General features: G+C 47.9%; 15 protein-coding genes. 7 read left to right on the top strand and 8 right to left on the bottom strand.

Annotated features, from left to right (window positions below; all coding sequences use genetic code 11):
• Nucleotides 1-142: 142 nt before the first annotated feature.
• From JY391_RS20240 to JY391_RS20205, 8 genes are all read right to left on the bottom strand, one after another.
• Entirely contained in the window at nucleotides 143-1,144 is a 1,002-nt protein-coding gene (locus tag JY391_RS20240) for a hypothetical protein (protein WP_229264078.1), read from the bottom strand.
• Nucleotides 1,145-1,267: 123 nt separating this feature from the next.
• Complete coding sequence (locus JY391_RS20235; RefSeq protein WP_229264077.1) at nucleotides 1,268-2,269, bottom strand: hypothetical protein; 1,002 nt, start codon at nucleotides 2,267-2,269, stop codon at nucleotides 1,268-1,270.
• A gap of 9 nt (nucleotides 2,270-2,278) precedes the next feature.
• Nucleotides 2,279-3,904 carry a hypothetical protein gene (locus tag JY391_RS20230; RefSeq protein ID WP_229264076.1) on the bottom strand — a complete coding sequence of 542 codons (1,626 nt, stop codon included), beginning with the start codon at nucleotides 3,902-3,904 and terminating at the stop codon, nucleotides 2,279-2,281.
• Nucleotides 3,905-3,913: 9 nt separating this feature from the next.
• Complete coding sequence (locus JY391_RS20225; protein ID WP_200035739.1) at nucleotides 3,914-4,753, bottom strand: DUF4123 domain-containing protein; 840 nt, start codon at nucleotides 4,751-4,753, stop codon at nucleotides 3,914-3,916.
• Nucleotides 4,753-6,714 carry a type VI secretion system Vgr family protein gene (locus JY391_RS20220; RefSeq protein ID WP_200035738.1) on the bottom strand — a complete coding sequence of 654 codons (1,962 nt, stop codon included), beginning with the start codon at nucleotides 6,712-6,714 and terminating at the stop codon, nucleotides 4,753-4,755. The genes JY391_RS20225 and JY391_RS20220 overlap by 1 nt, the downstream gene beginning before the upstream one ends.
• Before the next feature lie 422 nt (nucleotides 6,715-7,136).
• Nucleotides 7,137-7,457, bottom strand: coding sequence for a hypothetical protein (locus tag JY391_RS20215; protein ID WP_211934920.1), 321 nt, complete (start codon nucleotides 7,455-7,457; stop codon nucleotides 7,137-7,139).
• A gap of 46 nt (nucleotides 7,458-7,503) precedes the next feature.
• Nucleotides 7,504-8,232: a peptidoglycan recognition protein family protein gene (locus JY391_RS20210; RefSeq protein WP_211934919.1), complete on the bottom strand. Its 729-nt coding sequence runs from the start codon at nucleotides 8,230-8,232 to the stop codon at nucleotides 7,504-7,506.
• Nucleotides 8,233-8,845: 613 nt separating this feature from the next.
• The gene (locus JY391_RS20205; protein ID WP_042289720.1) at nucleotides 8,846-9,364 is read right to left on the bottom strand and encodes an Hcp family type VI secretion system effector; all 519 of its coding nucleotides are present in this window, start codon (nucleotides 9,362-9,364) and stop codon (nucleotides 8,846-8,848) included.
• A 698-nt stretch (nucleotides 9,365-10,062) separates the two neighbouring features.
• Between JY391_RS20205 and tssB the strand changes: the two genes are divergently transcribed.
• From tssB to tssJ, 7 genes are read left to right on the top strand one after another with little or no spacing between them, the layout of a single operon-like run.
• Nucleotides 10,063-10,569, top strand: a complete 507-nt coding sequence (tssB, locus tag JY391_RS20200; protein WP_211934918.1) for a type VI secretion system contractile sheath small subunit — start codon at nucleotides 10,063-10,065, stop codon at nucleotides 10,567-10,569.
• 19 nt (nucleotides 10,570-10,588) lie between these two features.
• The gene (gene tssC, locus JY391_RS20195; protein WP_211934917.1) at nucleotides 10,589-12,070 is read left to right on the top strand and encodes a type VI secretion system contractile sheath large subunit; all 1,482 of its coding nucleotides are present in this window, start codon (nucleotides 10,589-10,591) and stop codon (nucleotides 12,068-12,070) included.
• Nucleotides 12,071-12,078: 8 nt separating this feature from the next.
• A complete protein-coding gene (gene tssE / locus JY391_RS20190; protein WP_374197235.1) occupies nucleotides 12,079-12,498 on the top strand; it encodes a type VI secretion system baseplate subunit TssE in 420 nt (139 codons plus the stop codon).
• 5 nt (nucleotides 12,499-12,503) lie between these two features.
• Nucleotides 12,504-14,336 carry a type VI secretion system baseplate subunit TssF gene (gene tssF / locus JY391_RS20185; protein WP_211934915.1) on the top strand — a complete coding sequence of 611 codons (1,833 nt, stop codon included), beginning with the start codon at nucleotides 12,504-12,506 and terminating at the stop codon, nucleotides 14,334-14,336.
• Nucleotides 14,303-15,346 carry a type VI secretion system baseplate subunit TssG gene (gene tssG, locus JY391_RS20180; RefSeq protein WP_211934914.1) on the top strand — a complete coding sequence of 348 codons (1,044 nt, stop codon included), beginning with the start codon at nucleotides 14,303-14,305 and terminating at the stop codon, nucleotides 15,344-15,346. Before tssF ends, tssG begins: the two co-directional genes overlap by 34 nt.
• 16 nt (nucleotides 15,347-15,362) lie before the next feature.
• Nucleotides 15,363-16,649 carry a type VI secretion system-associated FHA domain protein TagH gene (tagH, locus tag JY391_RS20175; protein WP_211934913.1) on the top strand — a complete coding sequence of 429 codons (1,287 nt, stop codon included), beginning with the start codon at nucleotides 15,363-15,365 and terminating at the stop codon, nucleotides 16,647-16,649.
• A 23-nt stretch (nucleotides 16,650-16,672) separates the two neighbouring features.
• Entirely contained in the window at nucleotides 16,673-17,179 is a 507-nt protein-coding gene (gene tssJ / locus JY391_RS20170; protein WP_374197234.1) for a type VI secretion system lipoprotein TssJ, read from the top strand.
• Nucleotide 17,180 lies beyond the last annotated feature (1 nt).

Raw genomic sequence — 17,180 nt, 5'->3', positions numbered from 1 at the left:
TGATATATTTCTTTTTCATATGTTTTTCTCACTTTTGTGGTGTTCTGTTATAACCAGTTTCATTATCGCTATTTTTAAGTGATTGACGGCGGGAACATATGCAGTCCAGATATAATATAAAATTCAGTCTATATGAGTGATGTTAAGTAACCGGAACAAACCTCCCATTAATAAGCGAGAAAACGGGAGCATAAAATCCCATAAACTCCTCGCCATCTTTATCAGTATATTTATAAGTTAATGGGGAGTAGGTGGGCTCTGATTTATTATAGAACTGCACCATACGTCCTTTGTTCATGATTCGCACATCATAATCTTCCCATCGAATGGGGAGTATCCAGGCTTTTCCACCTTCGAGCTTATCTTTAGTATATTGTGATAATAGTATTTCATCTTCGCTGTCGCCGGTTGTCGCAGACCAGGCTTTCAGCGCTGTCTTGTCATAGGCCTTCAGGCGGTTTCGATCCCGGCTGTTGATAATTTCCGCCATCTTGCTGTAGGCTGCCCGCAGTTTTTGAATCTGCTCGTTGCTGCCAGTGAAAGGTTCAGCTTTTACCCATGCCCAGTCCGGAATACCGCTTACCGTTACTTTCTGTGTAAACCGGTAGAGTTCCATCCCCTGTGGAAAATAAGTGCTATCAAAATAATCGGGATCGATATGCCCGGAGGTGACCTGCTCCGCCAGAATTCTGGTTCGGGTGACGGGATGTGAACTGTCAGGCTGTGCTTCAGGTAAACCCTGTGGACTGATGGACACTTTTATTGATGAAAGCGTCTGTTTTTCCTCTCCGTTAAACCGCACCAGTTCCAGACTGCAGGTGGATTGTGGATCAAAGTGTCCCCTTTCTTCCGGGGAGAGGGGCTTATCAGAAAACCAGCCCAGAGCGCCAATCTCCAGGCTGATTTCATTTTCGCCGTTTTCCATCAGCATTAAGGCGTTGGTGCTGGAAATTCCGCCGCCACGTCCACGCCAGGCGGAATCACGGTTGCTGAATCCGGTAACGCCATTAGTCTTAATGGCGCAGTAAGCCTGCTGGATATTAAACAGGCTACGCAGTTTCTGCGGCTGACTACTGGCGAAGACTGTTAATGACATAATACCTCCTGTTAATATGATTGCCGGAATGATATATTTCTTTTTCATATATTTTTCTCACTTTTGTGGTGTTCTGTTATAACCAGTTTCATTATCGTTATTTTTAAGTGATTGACAGGGGGAACATATGCAGTTCAGATATAATATAAAATTCAGTCTGTATGAGTGATGTTAAGTAACCGGAATAAATTCATCGTCAATTAGTGAAAATATGGGGGCGTAATAGTTCATGGCTTCATCCCCATCCTCATCTATATATTTATATGCAAGTGGGGAGTAATTCGGCTTTGATTTATTATAGTATTGCACCATTCGTCCTTTGTTCATAATCCTGATATCATAATTTTCCCATCTTATGGGCAGTATTCTGGCTTTTCCGCCTTCGAGTTTATCTTTAGTATATTGTGATAATAGTATTTCATCTTCGCTGTCGCCGGTTGTCGCAGACCAGGCTTTCAGCGCTGTCTTGTCATAGGCCTTCAGGCGGTTTCGATCCCGGCTGTTGATAATTTCCGCCATCTTGCTGTAGGCTGCCTGCAGTTTTTGAATCTGCTCGCTGCTGCCAGTAAAAGGTTCAGCTTTTACCCATGCCCAGTCCGGAATACCGCTTACCGTTACTTTCTGTGTAAACCGGTAGAGTTCCATCCCCTGTGGAAAATAGGTGTTATCGAAATAATCTGGGTCAAAATGCCCCGGAATGCTCTGCTCCGCCAGAATTCTGGTTCGGGTGACGGAATGTGAACTGTCAGGCTGTGCTTCAGGTAAACCTTGTGGACTGATGGTTACTTTTATTGATGAAAGCGTCTGTTTTTCCTCTCCGTTAAACCGCACCAGTTCCAGACTGCAGGCTGATTGTGGATCAAAGTGCCCCCTCTCTTCCGGGGAGAGGGGCTTATCAGAAAACCAGCCCAGCGCGCCAATCTCCAGGCTGATTTCATTTTCGCCGTTTTCCATCAGCATTAAGGCGTTGGTGCTGGAAATTCCGCCGCCACGTCCACGCCAGGCAGACTTACGGTTGCCGAATCCGGTAACACCATTAGTCTTAATGGCGCAGTAAGCCCGCTGGATATTAAACAGGCTACGTATTTTCTGCGGCTGACTACTGGCGAAGACTGTTAATGACATAATACCTCCTGTTAATATGATTGCCGGAATGATATATTTCATTTTCATGTTTTTTCCTCAGTTTTGTGGAATTCCGTTATATCCAGTTTTATCTTCATCTTTTTTATTCCAGTTCGGGTTGGAGCCCATCGCCCACGGTTCAAAATGGACAGGAGGAGTAATCACAGGATGAAAGATAACACGTTCTTTACCATATAAATTAATACGTAAAGGTGAATCTTCAGTTTTTAAAGGGGAACATAATTGCCATTCTTTCTCTGCTGCATTTTTTTGTTTGGAAAAATCATTTTTTTTATCTTGCTCTCCCTCTTGATAATTTACATCAGCAGTGAACTTAAACGTTCCCTTAATTCCGTCATGATACAGAACCAGATCCATACCATTATCATGTTCGTCCAGAGCAAAACCTGCCGTTGCACCGATAGTACCTTCCGCCTCTGCTTTTAGCTCCACCACAAAAACTTCGGCTTCAAAGGTGGCACTTACCACACCTTTTACACCTAAATATAACTGATTTTCCTTAAGAACTTTGAATGTCCATTTATCATCTTTTTTGCTGTATGCTGCCCCGATATTTAAATTAACGCCAGGAGCTACTTCTATATAACACTCAACACTGGTGCCGTGTTTTTTGAGATAGGCTCGGCATCGCCCAACTAAACTATCGATTTTACAATAGGCGCAGATAAACTGAATAATATCAAATTTTAGCTTTGCTTCCAGAAAGGGCTTCCCATACAATCCAAAATAATGGCATGGGCCTTCTTTTATATCGGTATACTGGTAAGCATAAGACACGCCGATTTTTAGCGGTTCTGCATTAAATGAAAATACAGAGTATTCTCGCGTCTTGTTTCTGCTTTCTGGATCAGGGGCAAAATAGGTATTAAGATTATCAACTAACCGATCGGCCCTGTTTAATTGCTCAAGTGCTTTGTTTTTGCGCAGTTTTTTGATTTCTTCCGCATACTTATGTGAATATTCCACATTGCAAATTTTTAATCCGAAATCTACATTCAGCGCACTTTTGTTCATGAACTCAAACTGATCTGTTTTATATGTCCATCCGTCACGTAATTTATTTTTATTTTTGGGCTGAGTATTATCCATGGCTTGCCGGGATTTTATCTGCTCATCACGCCGTTCTTTGATCGTTCGTTCTCTTTTTGATGAAATAAGATCGTAGCTTAATCCGACAGTAAAACGTATTTCTATGGTAGGGTAGACATCAATTTCAACATACCTTCCGCATTCGTAGCATCCATTTGCCACAACCGTATAATGAGCCGGTTCATCAAAAACGTCTCCTGGCTGAGTAATTGAGCTGAGATATTCCCATGGGCTGCCGAATGCCTCTAATATACTTAACCCATTTTTTTCACCACCGTGGTAAAGTTTTACTTTATTTGGCTTTCCATCAGAGGTTAATGAGTGAGACGTTCCATCCTTATGCTCTTCCAGCCACGCCTCCGGGCACCCGCTTTTATCGCATTTACTCTTAATAGTTATGGTTCCATCACATCCTTCGCCTTCATCCAGCAGGTCAAAGTGGACTGCGTCCTCTCTGGACCAGACATGATGTTTTTTATTTTCAGGAAAATCAGTAATCACATCCATCAGGCATGGATCAGGAATACCGCATTCCACGCAGGCGTTGCCGGCAGTCGATGATGGTTTTGACATAATATTTCCTTACTGAGGGATAAATCCCAGTTCCTGTAGAAGCAATGATTCAACCTGACGATGTATTGCCGTTTCATTATTATTTAATATATTAATCCACTCATTTGGAATGTCTGCATTATTATAAATTTCATTTTCCAGAAGTAAATATATTAAGCCTCTGATAGATCTATCGTCAGTTATATTCAGTGACTGACAGAAATAGAAATAATTCTCAGCACAATGACAGATTTGATCCAACTTCTCAGGAGGTAATGAGGATTTTTTTATATAATAATTGTGTATATATAATTCTAGTGTTTTTATATAATTTTTTTGTGCCTGTCTGTTCAGCTGGTCATATTGTCGCTGGGTGAAGGTCAGTATCGCATTGTTTTTACCCGTAATATTTCTTTTTCCTGATTGACGGAGTTTAAAAAAATCCTCTTCCCGCCTTTCTTCTGGATATTGTGTAATTATTTTGCTGACAGGTTCAATGAATTTGTAGAGTTCAAAAGGCGTCATTACATTAACCAGTGCCCAGATATTACGGGGGTCATAAAACCGAAATAACACTGGCTTACTCTGTTCTGGTATGCTTGCCCACAGATAACGACGGAAATGTTGTACTAACAAATGAATTTTGTTATATGAATAAAAATATATCCCCCAGGGCGTTTCTTTTGTATCCAGCCAACTGGCTACTTTCGGTGTGACCTCCAGCAAGTAAGGTAATATCGCGGCCAGGTCTGACTGGACTGGCGGCGGAAACAGGCAACAGTGTGGCGGATTATTTTGCTGCAAAAAATCCAGCAAATCTTCTTCCACTGCGCCATCTACAATAGCATATTGTACAGGAATAATTTCCATTAGTTTGAATCTTCCTTCGGGCAATGTGAAACAAATACGGTACCATTTCCCGCCGCGGCCTTAAGAATCATTGGGCGCATTGGCAGGATAACTTCGCCCGGGGTTCCGCCACCGTTAAGATTAATTTTCGTTCCCATGACATCCACACCTCCCGCATGTATCACTACAAACGAACCGCCCACCCGCAGGCTGATTTTGCTGTCGCTCTGCAAAACAATATCACCCTGTACGCTGATACCCAGCGCACCGCTTATTTTCTGTGCCAGGTCGCCTTTGACTTCCAGACCATAATTACCCTCAACCAGAGTGATATGATCCTTTGTTGTTTTATGATCCTGTTTCCCTTCTACAGTAACCTTTCTGTCATTCGCCACGACCAGTGATTCATCATGACCAATACTGACAGTGCGGTCATAATTAACCCGTACATCCTTACTATTCAGTACTTTCACCTGCATATTTTTCTGCGCATGCAAAAAAATTTCTTCATTGTTTGTTGCATCGTCGAAGCGCAGTTCGTTAAAACCACTGCCTTTATAGGTTTTCGAGCGGATGGTCATCTGTGTCTTCGTGCCCGGCAGACTGCCCGGTGAGCGGTTGTCCTGGTGGTAGGTTCTTCCCATGATGATGGGCTGGTCCGGGTCGCCGTTGAGGAAGTCCACAATAACCTCCTGGCCCACGCGCGGAATGGCGAGATTGCCGAACCCTGTTCCCGCCCATGCCTGCGACACCCGCACCCAGCAGGAGCTATCCTCATTCCCCGGACAGTAACGGTCCCAGTGAAAGCGTACCCGCACGCGGCCATGTTCATCGCAGAAGATTTCCTCCCCGGCTGGGCCGGTGACGATGGCGCTCTGGGGGCCGTCCACGGAGGGCTTCGGCAGGGGAGGGACACGCCATGTTCTGTCGGCAGGGATAACCTCGAAACGATTGCTGAGAGTGGTTCCTGTTCCCTGACTGCCATGCAGTGCCTGCGGCTGGTCTCCTGCCAGTACGCTACTCACAATCTGCCACTCTCTGTTCAGCGATACTGATGGATGTCCTGTCAGTGTAAAGCGCTTCCCTGGCCACATTTTTGGTGAGTTACTGTAACCTGTTGCTGTCTCTGCATTATGTCTCCGGCCCTCAATCTGGTAGCGGGCAAAGTTCTGTCCGTGGGATTCGTCCTTGAAACGTCCCGGATAATCGAAGATTTCATACTGTGTGAGCTGGCCGTTCAGATTCTCTCCGGCACGGCTGTAATAGCCAGGCCAGGCGGGCATTTTGAAGGTGTAATCCTGAGTTTCGACGGATGAAGGCCGTATCTGCGCATGATACCTGAACTGGCTGATATGCTCGGTGGATGCCTCTGCCGTTGTATTCGGATTAAATGGCATGCCTCCCAATGACGACACTCCCGCCACATCATCACACAGTACCAGCTTTTGCTCCGGCCCTTGCGGGGCGTTCCAGTCAAAGTAAAAGATACCTTCCTCTGACCACAGGCGGGTCAGGAAGGCGAGGTCGGTTTCGCCGTACTGAACGCAGAACTCGCGCGCCGGATGTGATTCATAAAAAACCGGGGTCCACTCAGTGATGCCATTTTCAGTGAGCAGGGTGGAGGAGATGGCCTTGATATCCTGCTGCTGGAAGATACGGAAGTTCTGGCGTAAACCGCTTCTCCAGAGTGGTGGTGAGATAATTATATGGTACCCCATCTGCCAGTGATTGTTTTCACTGAGGGTTACGGCAGAAACAATACCGCTGATATAGCGTTGTGGCTCCATTCCCTGCCAGATTGTCAGCACCGCTTTTTTTTCAAGAAAATCGATTGCTGTCAGATCAGAAAGACCGCTGGCAATATCCACTTTTAGCTGGAAAGGTTTTGAGTAATGTTGAGTTAGTCGAAAACTGACCACCGCGGTGGTCATTTCCGGCAGTCCGTCCACTGCCAGAGTGAAACGTAGTCCTTTTATCGGCATATTACCTCCCTGATGGTGACAGGAAAAATGACTGCTCGCTGTTCAGCGGCTGTGACAGTACAGTGTTACGGTTGCGCGCAGTCCACAATACCCGTAAGGGCTGGCTGTCGTTGATTTGACTTATATCTCAAAAGTGTGAAACCAGTCGTTGGCACCGGATTTACTTGGAATCCTCTTGAAAATTAAGAAGAATAATATGATCTAATATATTAATCGTTCTATATGGTTCTTCTCCCTATGCTTTTTGTTTTATTATTTAATAGATGAATGAAAAATCGGATGATGTATGTTCTGTAAAATTAATCCATTTCATCAATGGTTGTACTGCAATTTATATTAATCTTTATATTTTAATCGGTTCGCTTTTGGTTGGTATATACTTTATGGACTCCGTTCGGGTTTGGAATAAATAACGGCGTCATTCACTCAGGGATGTAGAATCCATTACTAAGAAGTTTTTTCTTTATTTGTTTTCTACATTTGGGAATTTTGGTTCCATACCTCACCTGACAGTAATTATAAAATTCATTATATTCAATCTGAGTTAATGAGGTATCCCTCAATATAACAGCAGGAGAAACAGGTATTTCAAAAATTAATTTTGATGATATAGTATGTTTAATGAAAAAGACTGGAACCCAAGGCGTATCGCCTTCTTCATAGTATGGTTGCTTATCTACTCCAATTAGGAAATATAAAAGAACAGGTAAAATAATGAAACCACACAATGAAGAAATACGCATGTGATATTTTCCTTAAGTATATTTGTTTTACATTTAACTAGCTATTTTATGGGGCGGTTAGCTTAAACTTTGCTCTGAGATTAGCCGCAATCTGCAGTCCATAAGTTCCCGGACAAGATCGACCTAAGTCATTCAAAGAAGCAAATTCCCTATGTCCTCCTAATTGCGTGATCGGGAAAAATTTTATAAGAGTTTTAACTAAAACATCAATAGATGCTTTCTGTTTAGTGGTTGGTATGTCAAAGGATGAATCCCAGTCATCCTTTATTTGCCCGGTAAACTCACTTAATGAGCCCCATCGGGAGGGGCCATATTGTGAAGCTTCACCTGGCAAGCTAAAGTCTGATAAAAAAACTATACCAATTTTTCCTGTATTTGCGCCTTTTAGATGAGCACCCTTTTCTCTTATATCCAGAGCTTCATAAATTACACCTGTGCAATCTATCGCATAATGATAACTTAAGTGATTAAAATTTTTAATGTCGGTTTTTTCTGCCTGACGCATTTTAACGTCCCCATCCTTATCACAGGAATAACTATTTCCAGCATGATGTATCACAATTGCGGGATAGTTCCAGTCTTCGCCATCTGTTCCTGGGGCATTTTTTGCCTTCCAGTCACTTCGTTTTCTGACAGTTATTCCAGCTTCCTGCAAGTCAGAAAATATGGATTCTCTTACCCTGGCTTTGTTTTCACGTTCTTTTATGGACTTTGATATTGCATCAAGCCCTGCATGAATTAACTCTTCAGTTACTTTATAATAATCGTTTTCCATAGTAAGACCGTTTGTATGTTATTGATAACTAAAAATACATGGGAATATTATTATAACTCTAATTAACGCATTGATTTTCTTGTAAACCATCTCAAAATGTCGCTGTGCAAGAAGTATGCTTTTAATACTCACCCTGCAACATCAGCACGGACATAAGTTTGCGGGTGTGATTTTTATCTTGTGTGGTCTAAACGGTTTTCTGTATAGAACGTTGTTTGGTAAGATATAGTGATGTTATGAGAAGTATTGTTCAGTCCGATTGATGATTCGTTTTATTTAGCGATTGCCTGGTACGCATAAACCCTGGCTGGTTTTCCTTTAACTGCCCAATTATTCGGCACAGCTATTTATCCCACTTCAGGTGTAGAGCTCAGTTCTTTTTAGTACATATAACCTCCCTGATGGTGACAGGAAAAAAGACAGCCAGCGGTTCAGCGGCTGTGACAGTACAGTGTTACGCTTGTGTTCAGGCACGCTACCGCCGAAGTTTCCGGCGTCCGCCATCTCCCATGAAAAACGTAACCCCTTACTGACAGCCCTTTTACAACGGCTCAAAACAAAAACAGCACCCTGCCCGTCAGGACAGAATGCTGTTAATTCACATAAACCACATTTACGCTTCCAGCGGCGCACGCCAGTCGTCAGCGCCAGAGGTGCCGGACTTGATGTGCTCCCACTCAACTTTACGGTACGCCAGCGAGACGGCGAGCAACTGGGTGAATTCACGCTGTGTCGGATCCTGACAGTGCGGCATATGCAGGTTCATATCCACAATCGTCGCGTCTGTCAGACGGGTGGTGAAGTAGTGCTCCTGTTTACCTTCCACAGACGTACGCCACCAGTGCAGTTCAACTTTCGGCAGCATTTCACCGGACGCCAGCGCGTTGTACAGCAGCGGAACGGCTTTGTTCAGCGCCACGGTAAAAATGAACGGTTTGTGCGCACGCTGACCGGCTGGCTGACCAGACTGTGGGTCGGTAGGCACGGTGACGTTGTGCAAAAACTCCTGCACCAGCATTTCGTCTTCGTGGCCCTGCACATAGATGTTACCGACAGAATCGGCGGTGAATGCGCCTGCGGTGATATTGCCCTGGGTTTGGCCTGTTATTGAAATGTAACATGGAGTTGGCATTTGTAGTGCTCCTTGTGAGTGTTATTAACAACTATTTCCAGTGGTCTGCCGTTAACTCCCGACAGGCCGATAATAATGCGGCTCACTCCGGGAGTCGCATCATGCTTCGGTATCTGGTTTACGGATAAACCTGATATATGGCACCCCAAACATAACGGTTTAAAATCTCTGAATGTCTTTTTAATTTAAACTTAATATATTGGCAGACAACCAGATAGATTTATCTCGCATGTGTTTTTTATCTATTTTGAAGATGTCCTTTTATCATGAATAATATTATATCCATCTCATTTATTATTTTTCTTGAGAAAAATCTGTTAGATATTCCTTAAATTATTTCGTTTTTCTCATTTATAAAATTGATATATAAGATTCCGTTATAATTATTACTCATGGATATTTGTCAAATACTTTAAAATCAGTGTGTTATTGAGTTTTTTGTGAATGCGGTTCACCTTCCATTTTCCGCCGATGACGTGCATTCAGCCTTATGCCATCGTACTGGGTGGCAAAATCATACCCCTGTTTCATTAGAAGAAAAAGATCTTTTAAATTTTATCGCTCAGCGTAAAATGCAGAATTGGGAAGGGTGTGAAATTCATCTTTTACTGCCACGGTAACGGCATTACCAGTAATTCTTTTACAGTAACGAACATGCTGTGTTCATGGCGCGAACAATAACCTGATGGACTATTTTTATGAGCAGCAGAAAAAATGACAGCAGTGGCAGTATTGCCCCGAAAGAACGTGTAAATATAAGGTTTCAGCCGAAAACGGGAAATCAGATAGCAGAAGTGGAATTGCCACTTAATTTATTAGTAACCGGCAATCTGACGGGGGGTACAGACGACACACCGCTGGATGAACGCCAGCCGGTTGCCATTAATCGTAACAATTTTAACGCCGTGCTGGATCAGGCGGGTATCGGGCGTGATTTTACGGTGCCCTCTGCGCTTAGCGAAACCCCTGATGCGCGCATGAACGTCAACCTGAAAGTAAAATCGCTGGCCGATCTGTTACCGGACAATGTGGCTGCCCAGGTGCCGGAGATGCGCAAAATGCTGGAGCTGCGCGAAGCGCTGGTGGCTCTGCGGGGGCCAATGGGCAATATGCCAGCCTTCCGTGCGCAACTTCAGGCACTGCTTGCTGACGAAAAGAGCCGCGAGCAACTGATTGCAGAGCTGGGCCTCGTGGGCCGGAAATAACTTGTACAAGGATTTCAGTATGTCAGAAACTACCTTACCGGAAGCGCACGCTTCCACTGCACCGGTCGCCACGCCCAGCCTGCTGGATGAGATTATGGCGCAGACGCGTTTTAAACCTGCGTCAGAAAGCTACGATATCGCCCGTCAGGGCGTGACTGCCTTTATCACCGCATTGTTGCAGGATGATGAGGCAGAGTCTGTCGATATCCTGGCTGTCAACGGCATGATTGCCGATATTGATGCGCGCTTGGGACGCCAGATGGATCTGATCCTCCATGCCCCGGAATTTCAGGAACTGGAGTCGTTCCTGCGTTCACTGAAACTGCTGGTTGATCATGCCGATCCGCGTGAAAATATCAAAATTCACATCATGCACGCCACTAAGGAAGAGTTGCTGGATGATTTTGAATTTTCACCAGAAATCACCCAGTCAGGGTTCTACCAGCACGTCTATTCCAGCGGTTTTGGCCAGTTTGGCGGTGAGCCGTTTGCCGCAGTGGTTGGTAACTACGCATTCGAGAATACCGCTGCTGACATGAAGTTGCTGAAATATATCAGTGCCGTCAGCGCAATGGCGCATTGTCCGTTCCTGTCTTCCGTATCGCCGGAGTTCTTTGGTCTGGATTCGTTTACCGAACTTCCCGGCATTAAGGATGTCGCTGCCATTTTTGAAGGCCCGGCTTATACCAAATGGCGTTCGCTGCGCGAGTCCGAAGATTCCCGCAATCTGGGTCTGACGGCACCGCGTTTCCTGCTGCGTCATCCTTATGCGCCGGATGAAAATCCGGTCAAGAGCTTTAACTATCATGAGGATGTCAGCAAAAATCACGAGCATTATCTGTGGGGGAATACGGCGTTTCTTCTGGCGGCGAACATGGCCGAAAGTTTCATGTCCACCAGATGGTGCCCAAATATCGTCGGTCCGCAAAGCGGTGGAGCGGTAAAAGATTTGCCGGTGCATTTATATGAAGCAATGGGTCAGCTTCAGGCCAAAGTTCCGACTGAAATTCTCATTACCGACAGGCGTGAATATGAGCTGGCAGAGCAGGGCTTTATTACCCTGACAATGAGAAAAGGCTCTGATAATGCAGCGTTTTTCTCCGCCAACTCGGTTCAGAAACCAAAAGTTTTCCCTAACACTGTGGAAGGGAAAGAGGCCGAAACCAACTACAAACTCGGTACGCAGCTTCCCTATCTTTTCATCATTAACAGGCTGGCGCATTACATCAAAGTGCTGCAACGCGAGCAGCTTGGCTCATGGAAAGAAAGGGGCGATCTGGAGCGTGAGCTGAATGGCTGGATTCGCCAGTACGTAGCCGACCAGGAAAACCCGCCTTCTGACGTGCGCAGCCGTAAACCGTTGCGTCAGGCGAAGATTGAAGTCTCTGATGTGGAAGGTGAACCAGGCTGGTATCAGGTGGCTTTGAGCGTCAGACCTCACTTCAAGTATATGGGGGCATCGTTTGAGTTGTCACTGGTCGGACGTCTGGATAAAGAGTAGTCACTATGATAACGGAGCGGGAGTCTGGGAACAGCTTGTTTGAACGTATCGGGGAGGCGGCAATACCGCCTTCACGCCAGCGCCCAAAGGCGGCGCTGCTGCATTCTGTACGCGATAACCTGCGCAATATCCTCAACACCCGTTCTGGTAGCTGTTATGGCTCACCGGAGCTGGGGATCGCTGATTTTAACGACAGGTCACCTGATCGCCAGAACATCCGGGAATGGACGGTTCAGGCAATTCAGAACTGTATTCTGCGTTACGAACCCCGGATATCGGATGTGGCGGTGACTGCTGCCACAGAGGATAGCCATGCGCCACTGGAACTGCGTTTTCATATTATGGCATATCTGGATTTCAGCGACAGGCAGGATGTTCTGGAGTTTGACATTCTGCTGGATAACCACCAGCACTGGTGCGTGGAGTAAAACTGATGGCCTTCGAAGAGCGTTATTACCGCGAAGAACTGGACTATCTGCGTCAACTGGGCAAACTTCTTGGTCGTGAAAAACCCCACCTAGCCCGTTTTCTGGCCGAGAAAGAGGGCGATCCTGATGTTGAACGCCTGATGGAGGCGTTTGCTTTCCTTTCCGGCGGGCTGCGGCAAAAGCTGGAGGATGAGTTCCCGGAGTTTACGCACAGCCTGATTAATATGCTGTGGCCCAATTATTTGCGTCCTGTGCCGTCAATGGCCGTGGTTGAATACAGCCCTGTTGCGACACAGTTTTCTGCGCCTGTTCAGGTTTGTCGTGATGAACTGATTTGCTCAGGCCCGGTTCGTGTGACGTCATCGGGACGTAAGATCCTGGCCGGGGATGATGTTACCCCGTCTCCTGCCTGCCATTTTACCCTGGCACGTAATGTCTGGCTGCAACCGTTACATATCCGCGATGTACGTAACACCAGCACGCTGAAAAAAGGGTACATTGACATTGATTTTTTCACCGAAGGTAGCGTTTCTCCCGACACACTGGATCTGAACAAGCTCACTTTCTGGCTGGGAAACGGAGATGACTATACCCGCCAGCAGCTTTATTTATGGTTCAGTGAGCGGTTAATGGATGCGGAACTGGTGGCCGGAGAGCGGCGCATTCCACTACCGGAATTATGGCTGGATGCTGCCGGGTTTGAACGGGAAGATGCGTTGCTGCCGTGGCCGAAAAACGTCCATAGCGGCTACCGGGTGCTTCAGGAGTATTTTTGCTACCCTGAGAGTTTTTTCTTCTTTCATTTGCAGGGGGCCACGTCGCTACCGGCAGATTTCCCGGTCGGCGCGTTTACACTGCGTCTGCATTTTAATCTGCCATTGCCTGTGGATATCAAGCTTCGCAAAGATTCACTGCGCCTGTACTGTACGCCGGTGGTGAATTTGTTCACCCACCATTCTGAGCCTGTCAGGCCGGACGACAGTTCACCACAATATGCGTTACGGGCCAGTCAACAGAACCCGGAACACTATGATGTTTTCCAGGTGAAGACGGTTTCCAGTAAGGTTGCAGCATCAGATAAAACTCCTGGTCCTGATGAAGCAATACATATCTGGCCTGAGTTTGAAGGGTTTCAGCATCAGATCGAATACAGCCGTCAGCGTGAAGTCGTCTACTGGCATCACCGCACCAGAACCTCCCTGTTCCATCGTGGTCTGGATCACGCTATTGCCTTTGTTCACGCCGATGGCAGTCTGCCCGATTCTTCCCGGCTGAGCGGCGAAGTATTCACCGCCTCGCTGGTCTGCACCAACCGGATGTTACCTGCGTCACTGCATACCGGCGATATTTGCGTGCCTGTCAATAAAAATCCGGCGGTGGCATCGTTTAGTAACGTCACGCGCCCGACCCGTCCGTTGTATCCGGTAACGGACGGCGATATGCACTGGTCGCTGATTTCCAGCATGAATCTGAACTATCTCTCGCTGCTGGATAGGGAGGCGCTGATTCAGGTGCTGCGCACCTTCGATATGCCGGGCATCCACCATCCGCAGCAGGCACGGCTCTCCTCGCAGAAGCTCGACGCCATCGAAAAAATGGAATCCCACCCGGTGGACCGCCTGTTTAAGGGCGTGCCGGTTCGCGGTCTGTCCACCACGCTGTGGATCAACCCCGCCCCCTTTGTCTGTGAAGGTGAAATTTACTTGCTGGGTACCGTGCTGTCGTACTTTTTCGCGTTGTACGCCAGCATTAATTCCTTCCACTGCCTCAGAATTATTAACACGGAAAGTCAGGAGTCCTGGGAATGGCAACACACAGGCCAGCACGCCCTGATGTAGGGGAAACGTCATCGCTCCCGGATGTGCGCGGGATGAATTTTTATGTGCTGATGGAGTTACTGTACCGCAGGTATGGTGGAGCAGACCGTGAGCCGTCCCTGCGCACTGAGCCAGAGCAGGAAGTGGCGCTGTTCAAATCTGATGCCAGCATTGCTTTTCCGGGCAGTGACCTGAGTACGCTTGAGCGCAACGATACCGGGCAGTTTATTCTGACCACTAAATTTCTGGGCTTCTCCGGCAGTCAGTCGCCATTGCCTGGCTACTATCTGGACCGGATGGCACGGGAATCCGCGCAGAATGAAGAGGGACTGAAAGCGTTCCTCGATTTGTTCAGTCACCGCTGGACGCAGTTTGCCTACCATGCCTGGCGCAAGTACCGCTATTACATCTGTTTTCGAAATGGCGGAACCGATGCGTTTTCTCAGAGGATGTATGCGCTGGTGGGCTTAGGCAACCAGAGCGTGCGTGACAGACTTGCCATCAATCACAGCAAGATGCTGGCTTACGCCGGAATACTGGCGACCCCCGGACGCTCACCGGATGTGGTATGCAATCTGGTCAGTCACTGCTTCGATTTGTCGGATGTCAGCATTGAGAGCTGGCAGTTACGTAAGGTGGCGATTGATCCTGCACAGCAGAACCGGCTGGGCGTACGTAATTCGAAGCGGAAAACCGCCGGGTATGTGCCGGGCCGCTCGGTGATTGGCGTTAATTTTACACTTGGCGCCAGAGTACCGGATCGCAGCGGAAAATTTCTGCTGCGACTCGGCAATCTTTCTATGGCCCGTTACCTCTCCTTTTTACCGGAGGGTGAAAACCATCAGGCGTTGACCATGTTTATTTCCTTCCTGTTGCGCGATCAGTTTGCCTGGGATCTGCGACTCGATCTCGCGCCGGATCAGGCGAAGGGAATGCGGCTGGGTGATCGTTCCCGATCCTGTATCGGACGCACGGCGTTTATCGGCCAGCCGAAAATGCCGCCATCCGTCACTCTCCACATCAGGGATTAATTTTATGGAACCGCAAATGGCTGAGGAAAAAATACACGCTCCCGTACTTTCGCTGACGCTACAGGTGATGAACGGCAATGAACTGGAGAGCGGACGCGCCGCAAAATGTCTGTTTACCGCCGATGGTGGGGATATCGGCCACACGTCCGCCTGTCACTGGTCAGTGCAGGACAGGGCGGGTTCCGTTGCCGGTCGCGCCTGTCAGGTGGTGATGCACGACGGCACATTCTGTCTGAAAAGCCTGGCGCCGGGACTGATGATTAATCTGGCGCCGGTGTCCACGGACGCCGGGCTGGTACGTCTGCGCCAGGGCGATGAAATTGTTCTGGGGGCGCTGGCGCTGAAGGTGTTTATTCACAATGGAAAGCTGGTCAGCTACGGCGAGCAGATGGCGGCACCGGAAACCATCGTCACCAACCGTGACCGTCTGGCGGACGCGCTGCTGACGACGGACGGCCAGCCTACGTATCCGGGAATGCCCCGAATGCACCAGCTTGCGGATACCGTGGTCAACAGCTTTTCAGCCGATCCGCTCCAGGCACTGCGGACGGAAAGTCTTACGATGGCAGGTGATCCGCTTTCGGGGATCGTACCTTCACGCTCATCGGCTCCTGTTCAGGATGGCGTGATCGACACCCCGTTTATGGATCTGCCGCCGCTGTATTCCGATCAACAGGCCAGACAGGATGATGCGGCGTCCCCGGCAGACAGTGCGCAACTTCATCTTGCGGTGACCCCGCTGTTGCGCGGGCTGGGCGGCTCGCTTACCGTGCGTAACTCGCAGGATGCCGATGATTTTCTTGAGGAAGCGGGGCGGACGTTGCAGGCGGCGATAAAAGGGCTGCTTGAGCTGCAACAGCGTCGTAACAGCCTGTCGGACAAGCATTTACGACCGTTGGAAGATAACCCGCTGCGCCTGAATATGGATTACCCCACCGCGCTGGACGTGATGTTTGCTGACGGCAAAAGTCCGGTGCATCTGGCGGCACCCGCCGCCGTTGGCGAGAGTCTTCGTAATATCCGTCATCACGAAGACGCTAACCGCGCCGCGATTGTTGAATCGCTGCGCGTGTTGCTGGATGCGTTCTCGCCGCAAAGCCTGATGCGCCGTTTTGTCCAGTACCGGCGCAGCCATGACCTGCGAAAGCCGCTTGATGATGCCGGTGCCTGGAAAATGTACTGTGATTACTACGACGAACTGGCCTCCAGCCGCCAGCAAGGATTCGAAATGCTGTTTAACGAGGTCTATGCCCAGGTGTATGACCGGGTACTGCGCGAGAAACAGCGGGAGCCGGAAGCATGACCGGGCGCTTTTTTCGTGCCTGCATGGTGATGTTGCTTTTCAGCCTCACCCTGACAGGCTGCGAAACGGTGAAAAAGCTCGGCCAGGTGATTAAGAACCCGGATATTCAGGTCGGGAAACTGGCGGATCAGTCATCGGAGGTGACGGTCACGTTACTGACCGAGCCTGACACGAATATTAATGCGGACGGTGAGGCGGCAGCGGTCGATGTGCAGCTTATTTATATGAGCGATGACTCGAAATTACAGGCTGCAGACTACGACACGGTTGCCAGCACGCCGCTGCCGGATGTGCTGGGCAAAAACTATATTGACCACCAGGATTTTAACCTGCTGCCGGACACGATGAAGACGTTGCCGCCGATAAAGCTGGATGAAAAAACGCAGTTTATTGGTGTTGTGGCGTATTTCTCCGATGACCTGGCCACCGAGTGGAAACAAACCGAACCGGTGGAAGGAACGGGTCATCACTACCGCCTGCTGGTGCATGTACGACAGGGCAGTATCGAAATGAAGAAAGAGGACAACTGAC

The sequence above is a fragment of the Citrobacter sedlakii genome, assembly GCF_018128425.1.
In the GTDB taxonomy this organism is placed as follows: domain Bacteria; phylum Pseudomonadota; class Gammaproteobacteria; order Enterobacterales; family Enterobacteriaceae; genus Citrobacter_A; species Citrobacter_A sedlakii.
The sequence above is the reverse complement of the archived record's forward strand: the minus strand, read 5'-3'. Positions and strand labels throughout refer to the sequence as shown.